Genomic DNA, 25,158 nt, shown 5'->3' on the forward strand with positions numbered 1-25,158 from the left:
TAAGAAGCTACCCAAGCAGGAGCTATCCTTCGATTAACGATCTCCTAGAAAATATTTTTCAATCTCTGTACAGGCAAAAAAACCCTCATTCAAATCGACAATGCGCCATTCCTTCAGCAGTTCTTTTTCGTCATCTAGCTGATAGCCCATACTTGATATAACGATACACTCTGCTGGGTATATCGTATCTCTAAGTATACTTGCATAACTCCTTTTGAAGCCTGAAGAAAAATCAGATCGATCAATAAACCTGACAACTCGCATAGCACGATTATAAAGAATCGCGCACTCTGTAGTTGCAGTTACTTCGCGAACGTGCAGCTTCGCCTTGGAAATTTGGACATCAACATCAAGCTTATTAAATTCTGCTGACTTTGAACGTATCTTACGTGACAGCCTCTGAGCAGTATTACTCCCATCAGTCATAACCCTAAAATGACTTTCGCAATATGACTCCAACTGTGACAAAAGCTGAAAAAATGTGCTTTCGAATTTTTCCTTCTCTAAAATAACCTGCTGCTTTTCCATGAAATTCGTTGTTTTCCTTGCCTCTCTAGTTTGGATCGATGTGGTGCGGAGAAGTACTAGCAATGCAAGAAAGCTCAACACTGGATTTGTTAACCCACCAATAAAATCTCCGATCTGCCCAATATTTTCCGGAACGTTGTATTTATTCTCACCAAAATAGATAAACGCACAAAAAATAACGAACACAAATAGCAATGCGAACCATGAGATCAAACCACTATCAAGTGGACTCAGCTCATCTGCATCTCCGCTCCGCCTGCTTTTAGCAAAAAAATAGAAGGCGAGTACAGTCGTAAATATCAGTAAAACGATCAAACTTTTCTCTAAGAGACTCACTTGAAGCTCCCTGCCTTCAACGTTGCGCCGCACGGCTCGATCTCAAAATGATATCAATACATTACACATAAGCAAAATCTCCCCCCTTCATAGTCAGCCGCTATAGCGGCAAAGGAATAGTCATGCCTGAAGAAAAGTTGATTGGCCCCGTTGATGTTGTGCGCGACGAGGACGGGTACTGTTACCACCCGGGCATCCCAGAATTCGACGAAGACCACGAAGCCTACAAAGCGTGGCTCGATGGCCAGGGTCTGAAAGTGGTCGGCTGGCACATGGAATCGGACTTGGAAGCCCATCCTTACTGGGATGATGAAGCCTGTCACTGCCTTGGGTGGGAGCCGAAAGCACCGACGGATGACTGGTTCTTGCTCGGTATTTTCGACACCGAAGACGGCCCGTATGTGCAGTGGGCTCGCCGCGAGGTGGAGGTATGAACACGATCAAGGAACGGCCGATCTTGTTCTCGGCCCCGATGGTGCGCGCCATCCAGGAAGGCTGGAAGACGGTCACGCGCCGGCCAGTGAAAGGCGGTCAGATCCCTACCGAGGACACCTCAATTCCGGTCGGCGATCGCCAGCGCTGGAGCGCAATCGGCCAGCGTGACCCGCGCTACGGCTTCTGCGTATTTGGATCGACCGAAGAAGAGTGCGCCAAGGAGCTGGAAGAATACGCACCCTGCCCGTATGGCCTTCGCGGCGACCGGCTGTGTGCGCGAGACCTGGGGTCGTACCTACAACGCCAACGGGCAAGACAATTGGCCCGGACGCCCGCACATTGCGATTGAAGGCGCTGATCTCGTAACAATTTATTGAAGGCGCTGATCTCGTAACAATTTACCGGGCGGACGGTCCATGGGCTTGGTGTGATGATGATGGGTTCGGGTCCGATCGCAGCTACTGGAAGCCGAGCATCCATATGTTCCGCCGCGACAGCCGTATCCTGCTAGAGATCACCGACGTCCGCGTCGAGCGGTTGCAGGACATCAGCGATGAGCAAGCAATTGCCGAGGGATGTTTCTTCACCGACTACGGCCGCCAGTGCGGTCACTCCGGAACGGGCTGGACTGATGTCGGCACTTGCCCGGCGCCGAAATCCACCCACCAGCAGCGAGATGGCTGGATGTGGGACAAGACCACCAGCCATGAACAATGCCTGGGCGCGCCACGCTGGGCCTTCGCCAATCTCTGGAACTCAACCGGCGGCAACTGGGACGCAAATCCGTGGGTCTGGGCAATCTCATTCAAGCAGGTGACGCCATGATCCTCCCCGCCCTTGCCTACATGGCTTGGCTCATCTACTCGGGGTCATAAGGTCAAGCGACTTTCAATGTCTCAACACGTGCCCGCCCATCAGCCATGCAATGAAGGTACTCACGCCATTTTTTAAAGGCTTGGTACTGCCTGCCGGCGGCTTCCTCCCACTTAGCGCTTCCAATGAGTTCGACCGGGATAGACATCATCTGAACATGGACGCCTGATTTTTCGCGAGTGAACTGATATGCGCCCCCGCAAGACTGAGCATCACCACCTGCCCCCTCGGATGTATAAACGATCTCGAAAACGCAAAAACGGTAGTACCTGGACGGCCTACTACTACCGGGACCTGCTCGGTAAAGATATTCCGCTGGGCAAGGACCTCGACAAGGCCAGGATCAAATGGGCCGAACTCGAAGCCAAGGAAAAACCGCTCGACTTGCGCACCATGAAGGGCATCTTCGACCGATATATCCGCGACGTCGTCTCGAAAAAGGCGCCACGAACTCAAAAGGACAACCTGTCGGAGATCAAGCAGCTCCGGCCGATGTTCGACAGTGCCCCGATCGACTCGATAACCCCGGCAACGATTGCCGGGTATCGGGATGCGCGGACGGCCAAGGTCCGGGCAAACCGGGAGATAGCCACCCTTTCACATGTGTTCAACATCGCCCGGGAGTGGGGGCTGACTACCAAGGAAAACCCGTGCCAGGGCGTGCGCAAAAACAAGGAAACGCCACGGGACTATTACGCGAATGATGTGGTGTGGGATGCGGTTTACAAGAAGGCAGCTCAAGAGCTGAAAGACGCGATGGACCTGGCCTATCTGACCGGGCAGCGACCGGCAGACGTCCTGGTGATGCGAAAGGATGATGCAGAGGGGGGATATTTGGGAGTTCAGCAGAACAAGACGCACAAGAAGCTGCGTATCCAGATGACCACTGACGGCAAAGCGAACAGCCTGGGCCGGCTGATCGCCGAGATAACCGAGCGAAACGCCCGGCACGTCTCGAACTACCTGATTGTGAGTCGGCACGGGAAACGGATGACCGCTACGATGCTGCGAAAGCGCTGGGACATAGCGCGAGAGAAAGCGCAACTGGCGGCAATGGAAGTCGGCGAGGCGAGTTTGCTGCTGGGCTACACCAAAGGCGACATCACCGAGCGTGTTTATCGTCGGATTGGCGCCATTGCAAGGCCCTCAAAATAACCCTAAAAACCGTTCCATAACTCAAAGCAGCCCCCTTGCAGAATGCGCTCTGTAGAGGTGCTGAAAAATGAAAGTAATGGAACGATAAATCGCTAAGTGCGGCGGCCTGATTACGTCTGTATAGCGGTCTTGAAAACCGTCGACTGTAACAGGTCCAGAAGTTCGAATCCCATCGCCTCCGCCATATTTGTACTGACAAAGCCCTGATATTCAGGGCTTTGTCGTTTCTGGGGTTTGGAGAAACCGGCTCTGTTCGGCATGTGTTCCATGACTGTCATGGTTCAACTTGATCCTCCGCCATTGATAGTTGCATGCCATTTCGATGCTAGAGCGCAATCCACGCATCAACATCAAAAAAACAAAAAGCCCGACTCATTGGCCGGGCTCATTAACTCAAATCAATCATTACGGTCTGGGATGCTCGCCCGACATCGAGTTGTTGGCATTCACCTCTACCCTCTCTTCATCGACAGGTGCCTCGTCGTCCGCAGGCAGCGGAACGTCCGATTCCTTCCCCTTGGGATCATGGCCTGTTTCGTTATCCGTACCCCTCGTTACGCCCGCCTGGGAAATGTTTCCAGGTGCATTTTCATCAATGTCCATGCTCACTCTCCGTTCTGACGCGCGGGATGTCCGTGCTTGTACTTGAGAGACGACAGGAGCAGCGCAAGTGCCAAGCGCTGGACGAACGGCGGAAACGAAAGAGCCCAAACCTCAAGTTGTCACACCCACCGCCGACAAATTACCCATGACCTAATCCGCATGGAGCGCCCGTGACCGTAATATCTTCTATCTCCGCCACACAGCCACTGGTGGTCGCGAAAGTGGCGGCCTCCGTGCCCGTCGGCCAGCCCGCCGAATCGACAATCACCGTGTCTTCGCCGTCGTCGATCGTCACCTTGCTGCAAGACAACAAAGCCATCGATGCACAGACGTATACCTCTCGGGGTGTGATAGCGGAGCTTGACGCGCCGCTTTCCTGGGAATACACGCAGCATGACAAAGTGTCTTTGCACATGCGGGGCAATTTCGGGAATTCGTCGACTGCCGGCCGGTTCCAGAACCTCGGCGCGTCACTGCTTTTGCAGTTGGCGGAAACCGGCAAGAACATTTCCCAGTCAGTGATTCGCTCATCGACTGGAAGGCCTCTTGAAGCCGGGGAGTTGGCGGCTGCCCAAGCCAAACTTCACAGTGGTGTCGCGGACAACTCCATCAGCTTCACGCTGAAAACAGCGAGTGGCAAAACCGTCCAATTGACTCTGTCCAGTCAGGACAATGCGCTGGCGGTGCAGGCGCAGGTCGAGGGTGGTGATCTGAGCAAAGAAGAACTGGCTGCGCTGGGCGCAATGGCGGATGGCTTTGAATCGGCCATTCAAGGGCTCACTGCGGTGCCACCGCAACTCAAGCTGGACTCGTTGATTCAGTTCGACTCCAAGGTGTTTTCTTCAGTCGACCTGGTCACACGGTTCAAGCTCAGCGATAACGACACGCAGACCCTTGATCTGCATGCCGATGCAAGCCAGCGCCAGGTACGCATGAGCGGCGCGGCAGGCGATCTCAACATCGCCGTGGACTTGAAAAATGCTGCGATTCTCGGCAACAGCACTCAGAAGGCCAAGGCGCTCGAGAGTTACCTGCGTCAAATAGAAGCGGCGCGCGATCGAGGCGACGGCGACTCACGACTGCTGTCGATGTTCGAGAGTGCGTTCAAGACCGTTCACACAAATTACTCGGAAAGCCTCGCCGCTACCGCTCAGCAGCCGGCAGGTTCGAACACTCTCACAGACACCGACCGCAGCTTGCTCTCCGGCCTGGCCGATTTCAGCGCGACGGTCAGCGAGAAGACTGTAAACGGCAATCCTGCGCGGCCTGCCGAGCTCGATTCGTTTAGCTACGACTTATCCCAAGCCACGCAATCCAAAGGTCTGAATCGGCTCAACCGCACCCTTGTGCAGAACCAGCAATCTCATCTGACAGCCCAGTACCACAAGCCACTGTATGCCGGGCAAAAGCTGGAACTGACCACTGACTCGGAATCGCAGAATTACCGGTACTACCAGATCAACGATCAGGCCAGCAGCACGAGCCGCATTGGTTACGTCGACGGTGAGTTGGTCGAAGCGTCCGTCAGCCATTCGGCAAGCCAGTCCACGCGCATTTCCAAATACATAAAGGGGCATTTGGAAGAGGACAATGTGATCCCTGCTTCGTCCTCGAAGACGCAGAATTTCCTCGTCGTTCTGCAACAGGCGCTGGAGCAGGACAAGGCAGCGACACTGGGACGGGGCAGGTCATTGCTCGAATACACCTTGGCCGCTGTTCAGGGCAAGGTGATGTTGGTCAGCGATCCGAGCGAGCTCAAGGGTTAACCGAGCGAGATTCCACCAGCCTGATGTCGCCGCCGCCATTCAAGTGCGCGGCGATCGGGCTCGGAGAAAGCCACCCTCAGGGTGATCGATCTCCTTGATCCGACAAAGGCCACCCTTGATGTGGCTCTCCTTGAATCGTCATGCCCGAACCGGCGCACCATTGCAGTGCAATTCACTGGCGCAATGGTGTTTCCTCGACTAGGGTTTCTACCGACTCGAATGGCCCTGTTACCCCAGCGGGCGCGTGATCAAGGAGGATAAATGACGTCCATTCACAAAGCCGAAAAAACCTACCGCACTTGGTCCAGCCCTATCCTCCTTGAACTCAAGGAAAGAGAACATCAACTGGACCCTGACGCTCGCCAGGCACTTCATAACGTCCTGGCAGAGCGAAGGCTGATAAACACCGGCAACCCTTCTGGCGTCGATCGCCGCCGCCCGAATGCCTGACGGTAGACCGGCCTGTTCATCGGATACTTCAAACGCTCCCTTGCGGTGATGGCCAGTAGCCGCTACACGTTAAGGTGAATTCGGAAGGAGTACGCGAGGATGATTCCAAGATTCGTTGTTGTTCCTGCAATACCCACGGAAACGGGATCAACGCGCAACGGAACGCGCTTCTACTGCAAAACCGCCCCCATCGGGTTCAACCTTTATGACAATGAAGAAAAGCGGAGGCTGCCGACGACCTACCCGACACGAACAGAGGCCGATAACGAATGTTCGCAGCTCAATGCTGAATGCCTCCAGTGCATGCTGGCAGGGCGCCCTCGCGAGAACGCGCCATGAGCGCATGCATGACGATTGAGTAAAAGACTTCGCTTTTTGTTAACGCTGACAAAAGTCCGAAAACAGAGGGAACTGGCACTAAGCCATCAATGTCGTAGTGGCAGCACCTGGAGATTCGGATGACCCGCCCTCGACATTTTCAAATTACGTATGGCTTCAACAAGACTCGGCATATTTTTGTTCAACCCGACTCCCACATGACCGAGGCAGACGCTTGGTACTACGCCTGCCTCCATTCCGGGATCGGGCTTTCGTATGGGGACAATCACGATCAACAAGACTTCAATGCGTTGCGAAGCCACGCACAGGAAAATGGCTTGATACAGGTCAGTTGGGAGGAGTTGCCGTAAGTACAAGTGTGCGGCCGGCTACGTGCCGCCGCCCACGCCCTCTATCGCTTTTGAAAAGGCATTGCCCGCTTCCTGCACCAATTTGCGCCATTCCACGGCGTTGATCAGCCCGGTACGCTCCATTTCATCAGCCGCCTTGAGCAACTCGTCGTACTGTTCTTCACAATCCATGCGAATTTCCGGCTCGTTCAGGAGCTTGTGCCAGGCCGCCAGGGCTTCTTTTTTCTTGTGATCATCATTCATCGCCAAACTCCCGTGGACCGTTTTCAGTTGGAAGTTTTCGAATGAATGACCGTTCCTCGGTTCCGACGTACGGTATTTATCCACGTAACTCATATGAAGCAGGAGTTACAAGCAGCTGCGAACCGCTTTACGCATCGCGTCCGACTTGGCCCATGGGGGCCCCTGATACAGCGAGACTCGACTGCCGTCCTTGTATTTCACGATGTCCAGAATCTCGTCAGCCGTAATGATGCTTGGCGCGTTGATCCGGTAGCCATTGGAAATCGCAGTCTGAGTCGTTCTGGAGACCTCCTTCTGCCATAGCGGCAAAAGACACGCTGCGTAGTCTTTGGGTGTCTTGTCACTGTACTTGCTGACGTTAGGCTCTCCTGGAACCAGGGATGCCGGCAATGAACAACCCGCCAGCATCGCCATCGCTACTCCCCCAATCAACATCCGCATGACGCTTCCTTATCCTGAAAAACGGGAAATGTAGCGCGTAGCGGTCTAGACATCCATCTCTTGAATCACGCTCAGGGGGTCGGTTCAGGGTCACCATGGGCTGGATAGGACCTTTCATTCAAATACGACATCCATCGTTCATACGCTTCATGCTGCCATTGTGTGACCCGCTCCCACTCCGCCCCGCTCAACTGATGAGCCGAAATGAGCTTCATCATCTCCGTAGTTGCTGCGTCCAGATCAACCATCAGCTCATGTGCATGGAATCTGAAATCATCGGTACTGGTCATTTGAAGTTGCCTCGCCCCAGCGGAAATTCGCCACCTCAGTACGACACCACGCCTGTTCATTCGCGCTCATCCTCCCGACAAGCGGCACACCTTCTATCCCTTGAGCAGCAGACGAACAAACGCCCCGACCGTTAATTGGGACTACTCTTTTGTAGCGGGCTATTAGCGGGAGGTCATCATGTGGCTTAACGAAGATGAAAACGAACTGCGGCGTGACCTGCAAGGCGTTGCGTCGGACTTGAGGTGGTCGGCGGTTGAACTCTTGCGCATCGCAGAGCAGCTACGGCTGGCGGGCAATGATGTGGATGCGCAAGCAACGCTTAGACTGTGTGAGTTGTTTCAGGGCGATGAACAGAGACTGGCGGGTTATGCCGAAGAAGTGAAAGCCAAGATCATCAGTCGTACCAAAGCTCACTGACGGGAGCCCTGTCATGAACAAGCCTCTATTCGCGCTAGTCGTCGTGCTGGCGGCGACGGGTGGCTGCAGCACGGATTCGCACGTTTATCGTGACCAGCCGCTGGTCGCGAAAGTCGAGACCGGCATGAGCAAGGATCAGGTTCAGCAGATTGGCGGCCAGCCTTTATCGATAACCCAGCGCACGGTCGTGCCTGGTACTTGCTTTGACTACAAGCTGAAGCAGGCCGGCCAACAGAAACCGTACAACATCAGCTTCGATGATCGGGGCAAAGTCGACCACAAAAGTTTCATGACCTGCGCGGAATGGAGTCATGCACAGCAGAAAGCCAGGGAACCCTCACACAGTTCCGGCGGTGGCGGTTACTAGCCAGACACCGGCTTATTACAGGTATCGCGCCATTTATCCGCGAAAGTGGTGATCGCGTTGCTTTTGAGTTCTGGAGAATCGAGGACGGGCTGGCTGTACGCTTCGTTGATCAACATGGCGCCTAACTTGTCATGATCAGGATTACCCGACTTCACCGCCAGCAGGCTTTCTTTCGATTCGCCATTTTGCCGGGACTGCATGATCGATCCGGCCAATGTACGGAATACATCGCAGACCTTTTGATTGGTGTGGATCTCGCCTTGCGTCTGGGCGTGAGCCTGACTGACACCCACGAGGGAAAAAGCAGACAACATTGCCAGAGCAGCCCAGTGACCTTTCAACATGCTTTCTTCCTTGAATTCAAAGCGGCCACACTATCACTCAAAAGTCGCGCTTAAAATCCTCCTGGCCCTGGTTTCAACACAAAAAAAGCCCCGGCGTACCAGGGCTTCAAACGTTCGCTCATTCTGATTTCTGGCTTGGAGTCGATCGACCCGCTCTTGCTCTGTAGGCAGGAAGAGCAGCCGCAAACGCCAGTGCCTCCTCTCTGCTGCCAAAAGCACCGAGCCGGTCGCCTTTGGTGCATACCCGCCAGGGGCCGTTGTTTACGCTGAGTACGTCATAACCGTTCATGTGCATCTTATTCAGCATCGGAACGCTCATAGTCACCTCCTTTTCGGCAGTGATAAGCCACGATTGACTTGGCTACCTTACACCCGCCCCTTGCCCAAGTGCCGACCAGACGTCGCGCCGGGTTTACGACATCCCTTTGCACTTTTTGCAGCCCCCATGACTCCAACCCTTGAAACACGGGCCTCGGCCTGAATATTGCATTTTTATGACTGTTTTATGACAAGCGGCGGTTTAGTAACACATGAAAGTACGGGCAACAGTCATTTGCGAGCAGGATCGGCATGTTCTCCTGGTGCGCAAACCCAGGTGTCGCTGGACCTTGCCCGGAGGAAAAGTCGAACGCGGTGAAACCACTGCGGGCGCAGCCATGCGCGAACTCCAGGAAGAAACTGGGCTGGGAGTTAATGGCTTGCTGTACCTGATGGAGCTGGAAACGGGCAGCACCCGGCACCATGTCTATGAGGCGTCGGTGCTCAACTCGGACGAAGCACGGCCACAAAATGAGATCTTCGATTGCATGTGGTATCCGCTGGACGCGGTTCAGAACCTGAACACAAGCGACGCCACGCTCAAGATTGTCAGAGCCTTTCAGCGTCGCCTGTAGGTTTGTGCAGTCGTCTCAGCCCTGGTCGCCGCCGCCCACCGGCATGATCATGCCGGTGATGTACGACGCTTCGTCGCTGGCCAGAAACAGGATAGCGCCTGCCTGCTCATCCAGCGTGCCGTAGCGTTTCATCAAACTGCTATCGAGCGTCTGGTCGACGATCTGCTGGTACCAGACCTTTTCTTCGGTACTCTGCTCTGCGCTGTTACGCGGGACAACACGCGGCGGTGCTTCGGTGCCGCCGGGCGCGGTGGCATTGACCCGAACCCCACGACCGGCAGTTTCAAACGCCAGGCAAGCAGTCAGCGCGTTGACGCCGCCCTTCGCTGCGCCGTACGGCACGCGATTGATGCTGCGGGTGGCGATGGAAGACACGTTGACGATGGCGCCGCTGCCCTGTTCCAGCATGAACGGCAGCGCGGCATGGCAGCACCATAATGTCGGAAACAGCGAACGACGGACCTCAGCTTCGATCTGCTGCTCTTCGTAATGTTCGAAAGGCTTGGCCCAGATCGTGCCGCCCACGTTGTTCACCAGCACATCCAGACGGCCAAAGCGCTCGACGGCGGTACGCATCACGCGGGTGCATTCGCTGTATTGCTCAAGGTCGGCGGTCAAGGCAAGCACCTGACTGCCCTGCCCCAAGTGTTGCTGCACCTCGAACACCAGGTCCGAGCGATCAATCAGAATCAACCGTGCACCCTCGGCGGCCATCCGCTCCGCCACCCGCCGACCGATGCCTTGCGCCGCACCGGTGATCAGCGCGACTTTGTCTTTGAATCTGTTCATACATACCTCGTGGCGAAGATCGCTTTCGCGGTGAGTCGCTTTTCGTAGGAGCCAAGCTTGCTGGCGAAGGCGCACTTGAGGACGCCTTCGCCGGCAAGCCTGGCTCCTACAGGGAATTTGAATCACTGCTGACAAATACTTATGCCGCGCTGGCGGCGAATTTTTCGTAGTAGAAGTTCGCCGGCGCGACGCCCTGTTCGCGAATGAACTGGCTGACCGCTTCGACCATCGGCGGCGGGCCGCACAGGTAGACGTCGACGTCGCCATCGTTCAAATGGCGTGGTTCGATGTGCTGGGTCACGTAGCCCTTGAGCGGGTGCTGGCTGTCGGGGTTGGCGACGCATGCACTGAAGCTGAAGTTCGGGATTCGTGCGGCAAACGCTTCGAGCCGATCCAGTTCCACCAGATCGAAATCGTTGGTCACGCCGTAGATCAAATGCAGCGGATGTTCACTGCCCTGCTCGGCGATTTTTTCCAGCATCGCGGTGAACGGTGCCAGGCCCGTACCGCCAGCCAGCAGCAACAACGGCCGGCGGATATCACGCAGATAAAAACTGCCCAACGGCCCGGCCAGACGCATGCTGTCACCAGCCTTGGCCATGCCGGTGAGGAAGCTGCTCATCAAGCCGCCGGGCACGTTGCGGATCAGGAAACTGACCTCGCCGTCACGCTGCAACGAGCTGAACGAATACGCGCGAGTCTGCTCGCTGCCGGGAATTCCGAGGTTCACGTATTGCCCCGGCAGGAACGCCAGTTTGCTCAGCGATTCGCCCTTGATCGACAGCGCGATGGTGCTGTCGGACAGCTGCCGCACGGCGCTGATGGTGGCGTCGTAACTGGCCTGCTGGGTACGGCACACCTGCGATGAAGTCGGCACGCGCACCACGCAATCGCTCTGGGCGCGCATCTGGCAGGTCAGGACAAAACCTTGCTCGGCCTCCTCGGCGCTGAGCGCGTCTTCGATGTACTCCTCGCCCAAGTCATAGCGACCGGCCTCGGCAAAACACTTGCAGGTGCCGCACGCGCCGTCGCGGCAATCCAGCGGAATGTTGATGCCCTGGCGATACGCGGCATCGGCCACGGTTTCGCCCACATTGGCGTCGATGAACCGGGTGACGCCGTCTTCAAAATTGAATGCAATGGAATGAGTCATGACGGCCGCCTCAGAGGTGGTAGACATCGATGACCTGGCGAACGTAATCGTTCTTCAGGATCACTTTCTTGGCCTTGATCAGCGGGTTTTCACCACGCACATCGAGGGTGTAGAAACTGCTGCCGAAATAGCTGTCGACGGTCTTGTAGCGAAAGCTCAGGGTGTGCCAGTTGAAGCGCACCTTGCACAGCCCGTCAGCCTGTTCGAGCAGCTCGATGTTGCTGATGTTGTGCGAGGTCCGGGTGTCCGGAACGCTGGCGCTGGAGCGTTCGGTCTTGATGCGGAAAACGCGGTCTTCCAGGCCGGTGCGGTTGCCGTACCAGATCAGCGAAATCTCGCGCTGCGGGTCTTCGGTCAACTCGTCGTTGTCGTCCCAGGACGGCATCCAGAACGACGCATCGGCGGCGTACATTTCCAGCCAGTCGTCCCATTGCTTGTCATCGAGGTAGCGCGCTTCGCGGTAGAGGAAATCGCGCACGGCGTCATAGGTAATGGTCATTGCACGGCCTCCACGGCGATCAATCCGGACTGTTCGGCGGCCAGGGCCTTGAGCATGGTTTGCTGCCAATACTTGTGTTGCAGCACGAACAGGCCTTCGTCTTCGGTACGCACGCCGCTGAGCAGCGGATGCAGATCAATTTCCTTGGCCGCCTCATCGGCGCCTTCGACCCAGTGCTCGGCGCCGCGGGACATGTCGTTCCACGTCGTGACGCTGCCCTGATAGCTGGTCTGGCACGAACGAAATTCTTCCAGATCATCCGGGGTAGCCATGCCACTGACGTTGAAGAAATCCTCGTACTGACGAATCCGGCTCGAACGGGCGTGATCGCTCTCGCCTTTGGGGGCGATGCAATAAATGGTGATTTCCGTGCGGTCGACCGATATCGGCCGGGCGATACGGATCTGCGAGCTGAACTGGTCCATCAGGTACACGTTCGGGTACAGGCACAGGTTGCGCGAGTTCTCGATCATCCAGTCGGCGCGGGCCTGGCCGAAGTCTCGGGACAGTTCGTCGCGGCGCTCGTAGAGCGGGCGATCCTCTGGGTTGGACCAGCGGGTCCAGAGCAGCATGTGGCCCTTGTCGAACGAGTAGAAACCCCCGCCCTGCTTGGCCCAGGTCCCGGCGCTCATGGTCGGGTTGCTGTCACCGGCTTCGCGTTGCTTGCGTTGATTCTGGGTGGCTGCGTAGTTCCAGTGCACGGAGCTGACATGGTAGCCGTCGGCGCCGTTTTCGGCGGTGAGTTTCCAGTTGCCTTCGTAGATGTAGCTCGAGGAGCCACGCAGCACTTCGAGGCCATCGGCGGACTGGTCGACGATCATGTCGATGATCTTGGCCGACTCGCCCAGGTGCTCAACCAACGGCACGACATCGGCGTTGAGGCTGCCGAACAGGAAGCCGCGATAGGACTCGAAACGCGCGACTTTGGTCAGGTCGTGGGAGCCTTCGCAGTTGAAACTCGCCGGGTAACCCGCAGCCGCCGGGTCTTTGACCTTGAGCAGCTTGCCAGAGTTGTTGAAGGTCCAGCCGTGGAACGGGCAGGTGTACGAGCTTTTATTGCCGGTCTTGTGCCGGCACAGCGTCGCGCCGCGATGGCTGCAGGCGTTGATGAAGGCGTTCAGCACACCTTCCTTGTTGCGCGCGATGAAGATCGACTGGCGCCCCATGGTGGTGGTGTAGAAATCGTTGATATTGGGAATCTGGCTTTCGTGCGCCAGGTACAGCCAGTTGCCTTCGAAGATGTGTTTCATCTCCAGGTCGAACAACCGTGGATCGGTAAACATCTCGCGCTTGCAGCGGTAGATGCCTTGTTCTTTGTCATCTTCCAGCAGGGCGTGAAGGTATTCGGGTCGCAGGGACATGGCCGCCGCCTCCATTGTTTTTATTCAGGCAGGACCATGCTAGGTCGGGGGGATGCGGGGGACTATCCGATGGGTGCAGACGTGTATCCGTTTACTGCAAGACTCCAGCTCCACCTGTAGGAGCTGTGTAGGAGCTGTCGAGTGAAACGAGGCTGCGATCTTTTGATCTTGCTTTTAAAAAGATCAAGATCAAAAGATCGCAGCCTCGTTTCACTCGACAGCTCCTACAGAGACTGGGGGAAGCCGTTGGGTCAGTGCCGGCGTTTGAGGGTATCCGACGGCAATTCGCCGAATTGTTTGCGGTAGTTGTCGGAGAACCGTCCCAGGTGCAGGAAGCCGTAATCCATGGCCACTTCAGTGACGTTGCGCACGTTGCAGGTGGGGTCGCTCAGGCACAGGTTGATGCGTTCGAGTTTCTTCTGCCGGATGTAGTTTTGCGGCGAGGTGCCGGCGTTGCGCTCGAACAAGCCGTACAGCGAACGCAGGCTCATACTGGCCTGGCGCGCCAGTTCTTCACTGTCGATGTCCTGCTTGAGGTTGCGCGCGATGTAATCGGCAATCCCCTCGAACGTCGCCGACGACGAACCGAGGCTGCTGCGGATGACGTTGGTTTTCATCAGGCTGAGCATCTTGCTGACGATGATCTGCGTGTAGTGTTCCTGCACCCGGGGGATCTGCTCGGTGGCTTCGGCTTCCTGGCAGATCATCGCCAGCAGGCCGACGAACCCTTCCAGCTGATCGAGCTGATAACGGTTCTCCAGAAACCGCACGCCCTGCCCCGGATAGCGCCAGCGTTGCTCCTCGCACACCGACTCAAACAGCCGGACAGGCACTTTGAGGATGAATTTTTCGCAATCGTCGGAGTAAGTCAGGTCCACCGGGTCGTCGGGGTTGATCAGCAGCAATTCACCCGGCGCAAAATAGTGCTCCTGACCGTAACCCCGCCACAGGCAGTTGCCGCGCAGCAGCACTTGCAGGTGATAGATGGTTTCCAGCGCACCCGAGGTCACCCGTACGCTGGCGCCGTAACTGATGCGGCACAGGTCGAGGCTGGCGAATTTGCGATGATCGAGACTGGCCAGCGGACGACCGGCCCTGGGCATGAGGATGCAATGGTTGCCGACATGCTGATTCACGTAACCCGACACCGCGTAAGGGTCGGCATGGTCGAAAATTCTGCTGCGCTGACTCAGTAGTTGCGCGTGCATCATCGGGTCACTCTCGTTGTTGTTATGAGCTGCGTCGGGTCATTCTAAGGCAGAGCCTGCAGCGGTGTGTCAGTGGGCTGACCTGTGGAAGGTTCCGGCCCTATCGCGAGCAAGTTCGCTCCCACATTTTGACCGCATTCCTTCAGGCCGAACACCGTCCACTGTGGGAGCGGGCTTGCCCGCGAAGGGGTCATCAGCCTCAACATCAACGTTGACTGACAGTCCGCTTTCGCGAGCAAGCCCGCTCCCACAAAGGTTCTGCGGGTCGAGGTTATCAATCCTCGAGCGCACGAAGCCGTTCGTGACGCTGTTGCTCATCCGGTTGCGCAGAGGTCTGCAAGGTGAAATCGAAGTCGATCTCGGCAAACCGGCCGCTGACGCCATGGGCCGCCGCACGTTGCGGATCGTCGCTGAAGGTGATGTGGGCGATCAGCTCGTCGCGGGTGGCGTAGGCGAAATCGTCGTGCAGGTATTGGTCACCGTCGAGGTTGATCTGGGTGGTCAGGTGACGATGGTCCGGCGCGGAGATAAAGAAGTGAATGTGCGCCGGACGCTGGCCATGACGGCCCAGTTGATTGAGCAATTGCTGGGTCGGACCGTCCGGCGGGCAGCCGTAGCCCGACGGCACGATGCTGCGGAAGCGATAGCGACCCTCGGCATCGGTGACAATGCGGCGGCGCAGGTTGAATTCCGTTTGCGTGGTATCGAAGTAAGAGTAAGTGCCGCCGGTATTGGCGTGCCAGACATCCACCACCGCGCCGGCCAACGGTTCGCCCGCGGTGTTGCGCACCTGGCCCTGCATGAACAGGACCACGCCCGGATCGACGCCATCATCCAGTCGTGCTTCACCCTCAGACATCGGCGCACCCGCGACGTACAACGGGCCTTCGATGGTCCGCGGCGTACCGCCCGCCTTCCCCGCCTGCTCGTCTTCGGCGTCCATCAGCAAGTCCAGGTAATGCTCCAGACCAAGCCCGGCCACCAGCAAACCGGCTTCCTGACGCGCGCCCAGTACATTGAGGTAATTGACCGCTTTCCAGAACTCTTCAGGGGTCACGGCGAGGTCTTCGATGATGTTCACCGAATCACGCAGAATGCGGTAAATCAGGGCTTTGACCCGCGGATCGCCAGCATCGTTGAGCAAGCCGCTGGCATCTTCGAGAAACTTCTGGGCGCTGGCAGTGTGGGAAATCTTGACGTTCATTTTTGGCGGTTCCTCATCTTGTAATTATTAGCGTAGCGAACTGAACAGGCTGGGTTCAGCGGTCATCGTCTCGAATGGAAGAAGGATGCCGGCACATCCCGTCGATCTCGATCGTCATGTACGGGAACAGTGGCAATTGCATCAGCAGATCGTGCAGTTCCTCAACGCTGTCGACGTCGAAAACGCTGTAATTGGCATAGTGCCCGGCGATACGCCACAGGTGACGCCATTTGCCTTGCTCTTGCAGGCGCTGGGCCAGGGCTTTTTCATCGGTTTTCAGCTGGGTGGCAAGATCCGGGTTGATGTCGACCGGCAGGTTCACGGTCATTTTTACGTGGAATAGCATGATGCTCTCCTCAGGCTTGATGAACGGAAGTGGATGTTTTGTCGCGGCGGTAAAACGCCAGGCGCTCTTCATCCAGGCTCAGGCCAAGGCCCGGTGTTTGCGGCACGTGCAGCGCAAAATCGCGGTAGACCAGCGGTTCGCTGAGGATGTCTTCCGTCAGCAGCAACGGGCCGAACAACTCGGTGTCCCAGGCCAGTTTATTCAGGGTGATAAAGGCATGGGCCGAGGCCAGCGTGCCGATCCCTCCTTCCAGCATAGTGCCGCCATACAGACCGATACCGGCGGCCTCGGCGATGGCGGCGGTCCTGAGCACGGCGCGGGGCCCGCCGTTCTTGGCGATCTTCAGGGCGAACACCGAAGCGGCCCCGTCGCGCGCCAGATTGAAGGCGTCTTCCACGCACTCGATGGATTCGTCGGCCATGATCGGCGCCGGGCTCACGGCATTCAGGCGCGCCATGCCGGTGCGGTTGTTGCGCGAGATCGGCTGTTCGATCAGGTCGATGCCGTTGCTGCCCAGGATCCGGCAGGCGCGCAGTGCGACCGCCTCGTCCCAGGCCTGATTGACATCGACCCGTACGCTGGCGCGGTCGCCCAGGGCTTTCTTGATGGCGATCACGTGAGCCAGGTCGCGATTGACTTCGCCGGCACCGATTTTCAGTTTGAAGATCCGGTGGCGTCGCAGGTCGAGCATTTTTTCCGCTTCGGCGATGTCCTTGTCGGTGTCGCCGCTGGCCAGGGTCCAGGCCACCGGCAACGCATCACGAACGCGGCCGCCCAGCAACTCGCTGACCGGCAGACCAAGGCGTTTACCGTGGGCGTCGAGCAAGGCGGTTTCGATACCGGACTTGGCAAAGGTGTTGCCACGGATGCTGCGCTCCAGGCGCAACATCGCGGCGTTCACATTGCCGCTGTCCTCACCGATCAGCAGGGGCGCGAAGTGTCTGTCGATGTTGGTCTTGATGCTGTCCGGGCTCTCGTTGCCATAGGCCAGGCCACCGATGGTGGTGGACTCGCCGATGCCTTCGATGCCATCGGCGCAGCGCACGCGGATGATCACCAGGGTCTGGTTCTGCATGGTGTGCATGGCCAGTTTGTGCGGGCGAATGGTCGGCAGATCGACGATGATCGTCTCGATCGATTCAATGGCAGTTGCACGCATGTCGATACCCGTCAGGTTCTTGAAGTTCTGAAATGGATTCTCGTACGGCTTTTTGCCCACGGCCAATATAGAATTGGTCTGGCTCGATACCTTAAAGGTATTAAACTGATCGATGCCTGGAGGCCTCATGGAACTGCGTCACCTGCGGTATTTTCAGGTGTTGGCTCAAACCCTCAACTTCACCCGCGCCGCCGAGCTGCTGCACATTGCCCAGCCGCCCCTGAGCCGGCAGATCCAGCAACTGGAAGATGAACTCGGGGTGTTATTGCTCGAACGCGGCCGCCCGCTGAAGTTGACCGACGCCGGGCGTTTTTTCCATGAACACTCCACCGCCCTGCTCGAACAACTGGCCAAGGTGAGCGACAACACCAAGCGGATCGGTCTGGGTGAAAAGACCTGGCTGGGCATCGGTTTTGCGCCCTCGACGCTGTATGGCGTGCTGCCGGAACTGATCCGCCGTTTGCGCAGTGGCGAGCCCCTGGAGCTTGAACTCGGGCTTTCGGAAATGACCACGCTGCAACAGGTGCAGGCGCTCAAGGCCGGGCGTATCGACATCGGTTTCGGGCGAATTCGCATCGACGACCCGGCGATCATTCAGACAGTATTGACCGAAGACCGCCTGGTCGCTGCCCTGCCCGCCGGCCATCCGCTGCTGGCCGGGCCGATCAGCCTTCGCCAACTGGCCAAGGAACCCTTTGTGCTATACCCCGGCAATCCGCGCCCCAGCTACGCCGATCATGTGATTGCACTGTTCGAATCCTATGGCGTGAGCATCCACGTGGCGCAATGGACCAATGAACTGCAGACAGCGATTGGATTGGTCGGGGCTGGAATCGGCGTCACGCTGGTGCCCGCGTCCGTGCAGTTGCTGCACCGCGACGACATTGGGTTCACCCCATTGCTGGAAGACAACGCAACCTCACCGATCATCCTCAGCCGACGCGTGGGCGATGTGACGCCGGGGTTGAATCATTGCTTGAAGATGATTGATGAACTCCTGCCCCCCATCTAAAGCCATGATGCTTATGTAGGAGCTGTGTAGGAGCTGTGTAGGAGCTGTCGAGTGAAACGAGGCTGCGATCTTTTGACTTTGTTTTTTTACAAGCAAGATCAAAAGATCGCAGCCTCGTTTCACTCGACAGCTCCTACACAGCTCCTACATAGCTCCTACAGTGTCTGGCGGATGCTCAGTGGGAATCCCCATCCCACAGCCAGTTCCAGATCCCCGGTAATTTCACGGGCTCGGAACTGTCGGTGACGGTCCGCGCAATCGCCGCCCGCCGAAGCGCCGCCGTCTCGTCGTAAAACGGCTTTTGCGCCACCGTCACCCCAGTGGCACGAGCGCTGTCGAGGAGGATTTGCAGGTATTCGCGGGCATGCCGGGCGGTATAGCGATTCAGGTCGTGGAAAGTCACCACCACCGGAACCACACCGTCCACCGTCGGCAATTCACCCAGCGCAATGCGCTCGCGAACTTCAGATAGTTGCAGCAGCATGTTGGCCCGCCGTCGGGGGCTGGCGTTGAAGCCCCAGATCTTGCCGTCGTTGGCACTCAGGTCGGTCAGCAACACGTGCATGCCGTGGCGCTGGTAGGCGGCGAACACACGTTTGTCGTAATTCCAGAACGGCGGACGCACCAGGGTGGTCGGCACGCCGGTGATCGCGGCGATGTCGGCACTGCCTTTGCTCAGCGATTGCTCCAGCGCTTGCGGGCTGAGCGAGCGGTGATTGGTGTGCGAGTGGGTCGCGGTGTGGAAACCCAGCACATGCCCTTCTGCCTGTTCCCGGCGCATGACCCCGCGTCCGATGTCGCTATTGCCGGCCCGTGGCGCGCCGGTCTGCACGAAGAACACCGCTTTGATCCCCGGTTGCACCGGGTTCTGCGCAAGGCTGTCGAGCACGGTCATGCTCGGGTTCCAGAAACTCGACGCGCTGGGGCCGTCGTCGAAGGTCAGCAGAAAGCGGATCGGTGGCTGCTCGCGCAGACGCTGTTCGGTCTGCGGGGTCAGTTCGATCGGTGCGGCGATGCAGCCCGCCAACCCGACAGCGATGGCGAGCGCAGTGAGAACCTTGAACAGCTGTTTCATGGTTTGCCTTGGGCCAGACCTTTACGGTCATCACGTTAAACGGCAAAAACCCTTCGCCCATTGATCCATTGTCGGCCCGCAGGTGGCTGCAGGCCGAAGTTGGATCAGGGTACACAGTGTTTGGTTCCAGCGCTCACCCGCGTGGCTTACTGCGCCAGCGACTGCTGGAACGAGTTGTCGATAATCGGCGCGGTCGCCAATGCCGTCGGCAGCGCCTTGACCTTGAACAGGAAGTCCGCGGTGCTCTGCAGATCCTTGGCAGCCTGCGCATCTACCGGGCCGACGGTCATGTGCGCCTGCCGCAGCCAATGGCGCGACACGTTCTGGTCGAGGTTGGCCTTCTTCGCCCAGAGGTCGGCGTATTCGTCAGTATGGTTGTCGACCCAGGCCCGGGCTTTTTTCAGGCGCACCAGAAAGTCGGCAATGGCTTCGCGCTTGCTGTCGATCGACGGTGTCGACGCGGCGATGGCGCTCAGGCCCGGCATGAGGTTTTTCGCCGTCAGAATCGGCCGCGCGCCGGAGAACAGAATCTGCTGGGAAATGTACGGTTCCCACACCGGGAACGCATCGATGCTGCCTTGCGGCAACGCGGCAGCGGCATCGATGGGCATCAGCTTGATGAAGTCGACGTAGTCTTCCGGCAGATCGGCTTTCTCCAGGGCGCGCAGGGTCAGTTGCTGGCTCCAGGCACCGGGCCAATAGGCGACTTTCTTGCCCTTCAGATCAGCAATGGTCTTCACCGGAGAATCCTTGGGCACCAGCAACGCGATGGTGTCGGGGTTCTGCCGCGACACGCCAATCAACTTCACCGGCGCCTGTTTGGCCGCCAGGAACAGGAAGCCGGAGTCCCCGAGAAAGCCCACATCCAGGGCGCCGGTGTTCAGCGCTTCGGCCAGCGGAGCGGCAGCCTGAAAATGCTTCCAGTCGACGGTATAGGGCGCCCCTTCCAGCACACCCGACGCCTCCACCGAGGCGCGCACGTTGTAGTAGTTCTGATCACCGACGTGCAACACGACGGGTTCTGCGGCGTAGCTCAGTGGCGCGGCAAACAACGCGCTGGTCAGCAGACCGCGCACGAATCGGGACAGGTTCATCGAAGGCTCCAGGAACGTATTTTTATAGACCCTAACGCTCTTGCAGCACCGTTTATAAATTCGATTTATGCATAAGCTCATGACCCGCAAAAATAACTGTCCGCCCAGCAACAGTGACTCAACAGACTGTTTTTACCGAGACATTCCCAAGCGACACCCACGCCGCCAAAGCCCCGAAAAACCTGCAAATCCGCGACATGGCACAGAGCCTGCAATATTCCTTTTATGCAGGAAGCATTCGTAAAAAATAATTATCTGGATATAAGAATCTCGCCGCCTTGCCCGGAGCCGTTCCATGAAACCGACCTTCCGCTTTCCTGACCTCAGGTTCCTGCTGAGCGCCTGCGCCCTCGCCCTGACCCTGCAACCCGTGGCGCAGGCAGCCGACACCGCGCCAGCCGAAGTGCATCTGGATTACGCCTATTACTCGCCGGTTAGCCTGGTGCTCAAGCATTTCGGTTTCCTCGAAAAGGCCCTGCCACAGACCAAGGTCAGCTGGGTGCTGAGCCAGGGCAGCAACCGCTCGCTGGAATACCTCAACAGTGGCGGTGTCGACTTCGCATCGTCCGCCAGCCTGGCCGCCGTGCTCAGTCGCGCCAACGGCAGTCCGATCAAATCGGTCTACGTCTACAGCCGCGCTGAATGGACCGCGTTGGTGGTGCGCAAAGATTCGCCGTACAAAACCGTGGCGGATCTGAAGGGCAAGAAAATCGCCGCCACCAAAGGCACCGACCCGTACCTGTTCACCCTGCGCAGCCTGCAACAGGCTGGCCTGACCAAGGACGATGTCGAGCTGGTGCATTTGCAGCACCCGGACGGTCGCACCGCGCTGGAAAAAGGTGATGTCGACGCCTGGGCTGGTCTTGATCCGCACATGGCGGCCAGCGAAGTCCAGGCCGGTTCGCGCCTGCTGTACCGCAACACGAATTTCAACAGCTACGGTGTGGTCAGCGTCACCGACACCTACGCCAAGGAACATCCGCAGACCATCGAAACCGTGCTGAGCGCCTATGAAAAGGCTCGTGACTGGGCAGTGAAAAACCCTGAAGAACTGGCGAAGTTGCTCGCCAATGAATCCGGTTTGCCGCTGGAAGTGGCCAAGCTGCAACTGTCGCGCACGGACCTGAGCAGCCCGCAATTGACCGCCAGGGATGTGATTGCCTCCAAGGCTGCGGCACCGATCCTGGTCTCTGAAGAACTGGTTCGCCGTGGGGTGAATGTCGACCAGGTGATCGATCAGTTGATCGACACCGGCTTCAAGGAAACCGTGGCGCGTCAATAAAACGAAAGCAAAAGATCGCAGCCTCGTTTCACTCGACAGCTCCTACATGGATCGGATAAATGCGGATGGATCCGCACACCCTCTCCCCTGTAGGAGCTGTCGAGTGAAACGAGGCTGCGATCTTTTGATCTTGATTTTCCGTAACCGGAGAACCCAATGACCAGCAAAACCAAAGACCTGCCCGCCCTCCTGGCATTACCCGCCCCCCGACGCCTCAACAACGCCTGGAAACTGCGCCTCAAGGCCCTCGCCCTGCCGGTGCTGATCATCCTCGTGCTGGAATTCGTCGTGCGCATCGGCTGGCTGCCGTCCTATCAAATGCCGGCCCCAAGCGAGGTCGCGTTGACCCTCAGCGACCTGGCCGAGGGCGCGCTGTGGAAACACATCAGCGCCAGTCTGCTGCGGGTGCTGCTGGGTTTCGCCATCGGCGCCAGCCTCGCCCTGGTGTTTGCCGCGTGGGTCGGCTTGAGCCGAGAAGCCGAAGCGTATCTGGAACCGACGTTCGCCGGTTTGCGCTCGATTCCGAGCCTGGCCTGGGTGCCGCTGTTGCTGCTGTGGCTGGGCATCGACGAGACCTCGAAAATCGTCCTGATCGCCATCGGCGCGTTCTTTCCGGTGTACCTCAACGGCGTCGCGGCGATCCGCGACATCGACCGCAAACTGGTGGAAGTCGGGCAAATGTACGGCTTCAGCCGGCGGCGCCTGGTCCGGCGAATCCTGTTGCCAGCCGCCCTGCCCGGCCTGTTCACCGGATTGCGCAGCGGCATGAGCCTGGCCTGGATGTTTCTGGTGGCCGCCGAGCTGATCGCCGCCACCAAGGGCCTGGGTTATTTGCTCAGCGACGGACGCGAAACGTCACGCCCGGACATCGTCCTGGCCGCGATCATCGTTTTGGCGCTGCTGGGCAAACTCAGCGACGGCCTCCTCGCCGGCCTGGAGAAACGTTTCCTGGCCTGGCGCGACACCTTCAACGGCCAAAGCGCAGAGGATTGAGCCATGACCGACCACCTGCTGGACATTCGCGTCGAGCGCAAAACCTTCGCCGCCATCACGGTCCTCAAGAACGTCCATTTGCAATTGCAGCCCCGGGAAACCGTCAGCCTGCTGGGCCCCAGCGGCTGCGGCAAAAGTACGTTGCTGCGGATCGTCGCCGGCCTGGAAAAAGACTTCCAGGGTGAGCTGCGCAACAACGCAGGAGACGTCGCGTTCGTGTTTCAGGAACCCCGATTGATGCCTTGGCTGACGGTTGAGCAAAACATCGGTTTCAGCGCCGACAGTCACTACGACAAGGCCTGGGTCGCGCAACTGATCGAAGAAGTCGGCCTCGGCGGATTTGCTCAGGCCCTGCCCAAAGCCTTGTCCGGCGGCATGGCGCAACGGGTGGCGATTGCCCGCGGCCTCTACTCGCGACCGCAGGTCTTGTTGCTTGATGAGCCGTTCAGCGCGGTGGATGCCTTTACCCGGATGAAACTCCAGGACCTGCTGCTGCAACTGGCCGAGCGTCACGCGATTGCTCTGTTGCTGGTGACCCACGATGTCGATGAAGCGCTGTACCTCAGCGATCGCGTCCTGGTGATGGACAATCGCCCGAGCAGCATTCGTCAGGAACTGGCCGTGGAGCTGCCCCATCCGCGTGACCGACGAGACCCGCTGCTCGCGCAACTGAAGGCGTTGTCGTTGACCGAGTTGCAGCGTGCCCATGTGATTTGAGGACTAAGCTCAACGCTCCAGCCAGCGCTTTTTCCAGCCGGAGATCAGCCGATGTGCGGACGCCTGTCGCAGTACCGTGGCATTCACGACTTTGTCGCGGTGCTGAGCATTCCCGACGCGCTGATCAACCATGTCGGGGATGAACCGCTGGCCCGCTACAACGCCGCGCCCACCACCCAGCTCGCCCTGCTGCACCTTGAGCCCGACGGGCTGCATGCCGACTCGGTGCGCTGGGGATGGCGTCCGCACTGGGCGAAGGATCGCGCGGCGCCGATCAATGCGCGGGTGGAGAAAGTCGCTCACGGCCCGTTCTTCCGGGCGATCTGGCCACACCGGGCGATTGTGCCGATCGACAACTGGTTCGAATGGGTGGATGCCGGTGATTCAACGAGGCAACCGTGGCTGATTCGTCGACGGGATCGGGCGCCGATCTGCTGCGCGGCGATCGGCCAGTTTCCCTCTGCCGGGGGTGAGCAAAAGGAAGACGACGGTTTTGTCATCATCACGGCGGACAGCGTCGGCGGCATGCTCGACATTCATGACCGGCGGCCGGTGGTGTTGTCAGCGGAACTGGCGCGCGAATGGCTGGACCCGGCTACACCCAAAGAGCGCGCCGAGCAGATGGTGCTGATGCAGGGTGAAGCCAGCGAAGTGTTCGAGTGGTACAGGGTCGACAAGGCAGTGGGAAATGTCAGGAACCAGGGTGAGATGTTGATTAATAGGCTTATTTAAAGTGGATCCATTCCTGCGCCTAAATAACCAAACGACATAAACGTTACACAGACTGTTTCATAGTAGAAACACTCGCCCGAATGCGGCAAAAGGACGCATTAACCGCTTGTCCGACAATTGAATCATCGTACATACATTTAGTAACGCTACAGATAGCATGCGCGCCGCATTTCCCTCGGCAGTACTCAGTTGACCAAAGAGTCAATAACTAAGGAAATTCCTAAATTTAACAAGCCTTGCAGAGAACTAAGTTGCGCGACGATCTTGTAATTAATCAAGTCAGCGGTCTTGAGTGCGTGTACCTGTCGATGACAGAACGCTATCAACTTGACTGCTTTATCGGGCAATACATAAAAACCCGAAACCTGCGTTCCATCCCCAATATCAACGACGTCCTGCGTTCAACCCTCGCAGCCTACTCCGGCAAACCGCCGGTCATGGTCAACGAGCTGAATGCCTGGATCGACAAGAAGTTGGGCTATCGGGCCTCCCACCCGGATTTTCCGCCACTGGAAGATCTTTGAAGTGATGCCCGGCTCAGTTCAGCTCAAGACTGAACGAACCGGACATCGTTGCACTCTGAAGAAGAGGCCCGACCGGGCCTCTTTTTTTTCAACCCTCATTCTCTGCGCACGGATGACACCGCAGACTTTTTCATTGCCCCATTCGAAGACAGAAGCAAAGCCTTGCGGATTTAAGGAGG

31 protein-coding genes and 1 pseudogene are annotated in these 25,158 nt (G+C 57.8%); 15 read left to right on the forward strand and 17 right to left on the reverse strand.

Going from position 1 to position 25,158, the window contains the following annotated elements:
• Positions 1-33 precede the first annotated feature (33 nt).
• A complete protein-coding gene (locus ACA049_RS18115) occupies positions 34-864 on the reverse strand; it encodes a hypothetical protein (RefSeq protein WP_497328628.1) in 831 nt (276 codons plus the stop codon).
• 122 nt (positions 865-986) lie between these two features.
• Between ACA049_RS18115 and ACA049_RS18120 the strand changes: the two genes are divergently transcribed.
• The 3 genes and pseudogenes from ACA049_RS18120 (at position 987) to ACA049_RS18130 (ending at position 3,327) form a co-directional block, all read left to right on the forward strand.
• Positions 987-1,298 (forward strand): hypothetical protein, encoded by a 312-nt coding sequence (locus tag ACA049_RS18120; protein WP_497328629.1) that lies wholly within the window; start codon positions 987-989, stop codon positions 1,296-1,298.
• Positions 1,295-2,124 (forward strand): annotated as a pseudogene (locus ACA049_RS18125) (hypothetical protein). Before ACA049_RS18120 ends, ACA049_RS18125 begins: the two are co-directional and overlap by 4 nt.
• Positions 2,125-2,361: 237 nt before the next feature.
• A complete protein-coding gene (locus tag ACA049_RS18130) occupies positions 2,362-3,327 on the forward strand; it encodes a tyrosine-type recombinase/integrase (protein ID WP_497328630.1) in 966 nt (321 codons plus the stop codon).
• A 405-nt stretch (positions 3,328-3,732) separates the two neighbouring features.
• Here ACA049_RS18130 and ACA049_RS18135 read toward each other — a convergent pair whose 3' ends face one another.
• Positions 3,733-3,930, reverse strand: a complete 198-nt coding sequence (locus tag ACA049_RS18135) for a hypothetical protein (RefSeq protein ID WP_497328631.1) — start codon at positions 3,928-3,930, stop codon at positions 3,733-3,735.
• 170 nt (positions 3,931-4,100) lie between these two features.
• Between ACA049_RS18135 and ACA049_RS18140 the strand changes: the two genes are divergently transcribed.
• The 3 genes from ACA049_RS18140 to ACA049_RS18150 all read left to right on the forward strand — a co-directional run bounded on the left by ACA049_RS18140 (position 4,101) and on the right by ACA049_RS18150 (position 6,835).
• Positions 4,101-5,696, forward strand: a complete 1,596-nt coding sequence (locus tag ACA049_RS18140) for a lactate dehydrogenase (protein WP_497328632.1) — start codon at positions 4,101-4,103, stop codon at positions 5,694-5,696.
• Positions 5,697-5,957: 261 nt separating this feature from the next.
• Positions 5,958-6,146, forward strand: a complete 189-nt coding sequence (locus tag ACA049_RS18145; RefSeq protein WP_497328633.1) for a hypothetical protein — start codon at positions 5,958-5,960, stop codon at positions 6,144-6,146.
• 458 nt (positions 6,147-6,604) lie between these two features.
• Entirely contained in the window at positions 6,605-6,835 is a 231-nt protein-coding gene (locus tag ACA049_RS18150; protein ID WP_497328634.1) for a DUF6555 family protein, read from the forward strand.
• An 18-nt stretch (positions 6,836-6,853) separates the two neighbouring features.
• Here the strand turns inward: ACA049_RS18150 and ACA049_RS18155 are convergent, their stop codons facing one another.
• The 3 genes from ACA049_RS18155 to ACA049_RS18165 form a co-directional block, all read right to left on the reverse strand.
• Complete coding sequence (locus tag ACA049_RS18155) at positions 6,854-7,078, reverse strand: hypothetical protein (protein ID WP_497328635.1); 225 nt, start codon at positions 7,076-7,078, stop codon at positions 6,854-6,856.
• A gap of 105 nt (positions 7,079-7,183) precedes the next feature.
• Positions 7,184-7,519, reverse strand: coding sequence for a hypothetical protein (locus ACA049_RS18160; protein ID WP_497328636.1), 336 nt, complete (start codon positions 7,517-7,519; stop codon positions 7,184-7,186).
• A 71-nt stretch (positions 7,520-7,590) separates the two neighbouring features.
• Positions 7,591-7,809 (reverse strand): hypothetical protein, encoded by a 219-nt coding sequence (locus tag ACA049_RS18165; RefSeq protein ID WP_497328637.1) that lies wholly within the window; start codon positions 7,807-7,809, stop codon positions 7,591-7,593.
• 178 nt (positions 7,810-7,987) lie between these two features.
• Between ACA049_RS18165 and ACA049_RS18170 the strand changes: the two genes are divergently transcribed.
• Complete coding sequence (locus tag ACA049_RS18170; RefSeq protein WP_497328638.1) at positions 7,988-8,227, forward strand: hypothetical protein; 240 nt, start codon at positions 7,988-7,990, stop codon at positions 8,225-8,227.
• 13 nt (positions 8,228-8,240) lie between these two features.
• Positions 8,241-8,594, forward strand: coding sequence for an osmotically-inducible lipoprotein OsmE (osmE, locus tag ACA049_RS18175; RefSeq protein WP_497328639.1), 354 nt, complete (start codon positions 8,241-8,243; stop codon positions 8,592-8,594).
• On the opposite strand, the gene ACA049_RS18180 is transcribed toward osmE, so the two are convergent.
• Together ACA049_RS18180 and ACA049_RS18185 are read right to left on the reverse strand one after the other, a co-directional pair.
• Positions 8,591-8,938 carry a hypothetical protein gene (locus ACA049_RS18180; protein WP_497328640.1) on the reverse strand — a complete coding sequence of 116 codons (348 nt, stop codon included), beginning with the start codon at positions 8,936-8,938 and terminating at the stop codon, positions 8,591-8,593. The two genes, osmE and ACA049_RS18180, sit on opposite strands and share 4 nt — an antisense overlap.
• Before the next feature lie 118 nt (positions 8,939-9,056).
• A complete protein-coding gene (locus ACA049_RS18185; protein ID WP_497328641.1) occupies positions 9,057-9,257 on the reverse strand; it encodes a DUF2188 domain-containing protein in 201 nt (66 codons plus the stop codon).
• A 211-nt stretch (positions 9,258-9,468) separates the two neighbouring features.
• On the opposite strand from ACA049_RS18185, the gene ACA049_RS18190 reads away from it, so the two are divergent.
• The gene (locus ACA049_RS18190; RefSeq protein WP_497328642.1) at positions 9,469-9,831 is read left to right on the forward strand and encodes an NUDIX hydrolase; all 363 of its coding nucleotides are present in this window, start codon (positions 9,469-9,471) and stop codon (positions 9,829-9,831) included.
• 15 nt (positions 9,832-9,846) lie between these two features.
• On the opposite strand, the gene ACA049_RS18195 is transcribed toward ACA049_RS18190, so the two are convergent.
• The 8 genes from ACA049_RS18195 to ACA049_RS18230 form a co-directional block, all read right to left on the reverse strand.
• Complete coding sequence (locus tag ACA049_RS18195; protein WP_497328643.1) at positions 9,847-10,620, reverse strand: 1,6-dihydroxycyclohexa-2,4-diene-1-carboxylate dehydrogenase; 774 nt, start codon at positions 10,618-10,620, stop codon at positions 9,847-9,849.
• A gap of 139 nt (positions 10,621-10,759) precedes the next feature.
• A complete protein-coding gene (benC, locus tag ACA049_RS18200; protein WP_497328644.1) occupies positions 10,760-11,773 on the reverse strand; it encodes a benzoate 1,2-dioxygenase electron transfer component BenC in 1,014 nt (337 codons plus the stop codon).
• A gap of 10 nt (positions 11,774-11,783) precedes the next feature.
• Entirely contained in the window at positions 11,784-12,272 is a 489-nt protein-coding gene (benB, locus tag ACA049_RS18205) for a benzoate 1,2-dioxygenase small subunit (protein WP_497328645.1), read from the reverse strand.
• Positions 12,269-13,633, reverse strand: coding sequence for a benzoate 1,2-dioxygenase large subunit (gene benA, locus ACA049_RS18210; protein ID WP_497328646.1), 1,365 nt, complete (start codon positions 13,631-13,633; stop codon positions 12,269-12,271). The genes benB and benA overlap by 4 nt, the downstream gene beginning before the upstream one ends.
• Before the next feature lie 251 nt (positions 13,634-13,884).
• Complete coding sequence (locus ACA049_RS18215; RefSeq protein ID WP_497328647.1) at positions 13,885-14,844, reverse strand: AraC family transcriptional regulator; 960 nt, start codon at positions 14,842-14,844, stop codon at positions 13,885-13,887.
• A 271-nt stretch (positions 14,845-15,115) separates the two neighbouring features.
• Entirely contained in the window at positions 15,116-16,045 is a 930-nt protein-coding gene (gene catA / locus ACA049_RS18220; RefSeq protein ID WP_497328648.1) for a catechol 1,2-dioxygenase, read from the reverse strand.
• Between the two features lie 55 nt (positions 16,046-16,100).
• Positions 16,101-16,391 carry a muconolactone Delta-isomerase gene (catC, locus tag ACA049_RS18225; RefSeq protein ID WP_497328649.1) on the reverse strand — a complete coding sequence of 97 codons (291 nt, stop codon included), beginning with the start codon at positions 16,389-16,391 and terminating at the stop codon, positions 16,101-16,103.
• Between the two features lie 10 nt (positions 16,392-16,401).
• Positions 16,402-17,550 carry a muconate cycloisomerase family protein gene (locus tag ACA049_RS18230; protein WP_497328650.1) on the reverse strand — a complete coding sequence of 383 codons (1,149 nt, stop codon included), beginning with the start codon at positions 17,548-17,550 and terminating at the stop codon, positions 16,402-16,404.
• Positions 17,551-17,677: 127 nt separating this feature from the next.
• On the opposite strand from ACA049_RS18230, the gene ACA049_RS18235 reads away from it, so the two are divergent.
• Positions 17,678-18,562, forward strand: coding sequence for a LysR family transcriptional regulator (locus ACA049_RS18235; protein ID WP_497328651.1), 885 nt, complete (start codon positions 17,678-17,680; stop codon positions 18,560-18,562).
• A gap of 175 nt (positions 18,563-18,737) precedes the next feature.
• On the opposite strand, the gene ACA049_RS18240 is transcribed toward ACA049_RS18235, so the two are convergent.
• Positions 18,738-19,637 (reverse strand): polysaccharide deacetylase family protein, encoded by a 900-nt coding sequence (locus ACA049_RS18240; RefSeq protein WP_497328652.1) that lies wholly within the window; start codon positions 19,635-19,637, stop codon positions 18,738-18,740.
• A gap of 146 nt (positions 19,638-19,783) precedes the next feature.
• The gene (locus tag ACA049_RS18245; protein ID WP_497328653.1) at positions 19,784-20,731 is read right to left on the reverse strand and encodes an ABC transporter substrate-binding protein; all 948 of its coding nucleotides are present in this window, start codon (positions 20,729-20,731) and stop codon (positions 19,784-19,786) included.
• 295 nt (positions 20,732-21,026) lie between these two features.
• Between ACA049_RS18245 and ACA049_RS18250 the strand changes: the two genes are divergently transcribed.
• The 5 genes from ACA049_RS18250 (at position 21,027) to ACA049_RS18270 (ending at position 24,979) form a co-directional block, all read left to right on the forward strand.
• Positions 21,027-22,013 carry an aliphatic sulfonate ABC transporter substrate-binding protein gene (locus ACA049_RS18250; protein ID WP_497328654.1) on the forward strand — a complete coding sequence of 329 codons (987 nt, stop codon included), beginning with the start codon at positions 21,027-21,029 and terminating at the stop codon, positions 22,011-22,013.
• A 156-nt stretch (positions 22,014-22,169) separates the two neighbouring features.
• Positions 22,170-23,006, forward strand: a complete 837-nt coding sequence (locus ACA049_RS18255) for an ABC transporter permease (RefSeq protein WP_497328655.1) — start codon at positions 22,170-22,172, stop codon at positions 23,004-23,006.
• Positions 23,007-23,009: 3 nt separating this feature from the next.
• Positions 23,010-23,723 (forward strand): ABC transporter ATP-binding protein, encoded by a 714-nt coding sequence (locus ACA049_RS18260; RefSeq protein WP_403098477.1) that lies wholly within the window; start codon positions 23,010-23,012, stop codon positions 23,721-23,723.
• Positions 23,724-23,774: 51 nt separating this feature from the next.
• Positions 23,775-24,455: an SOS response-associated peptidase gene (locus ACA049_RS18265; RefSeq protein ID WP_497328656.1), complete on the forward strand. Its 681-nt coding sequence runs from the start codon at positions 23,775-23,777 to the stop codon at positions 24,453-24,455.
• Positions 24,456-24,706: 251 nt separating this feature from the next.
• Positions 24,707-24,979 (forward strand): hypothetical protein, encoded by a 273-nt coding sequence (locus ACA049_RS18270; protein ID WP_497328657.1) that lies wholly within the window; start codon positions 24,707-24,709, stop codon positions 24,977-24,979.
• The last annotated feature ends 179 nt before the right edge of the window (positions 24,980-25,158 follow it).

The organism is Pseudomonas sp. LBUM1662, assembly GCF_059695915.1.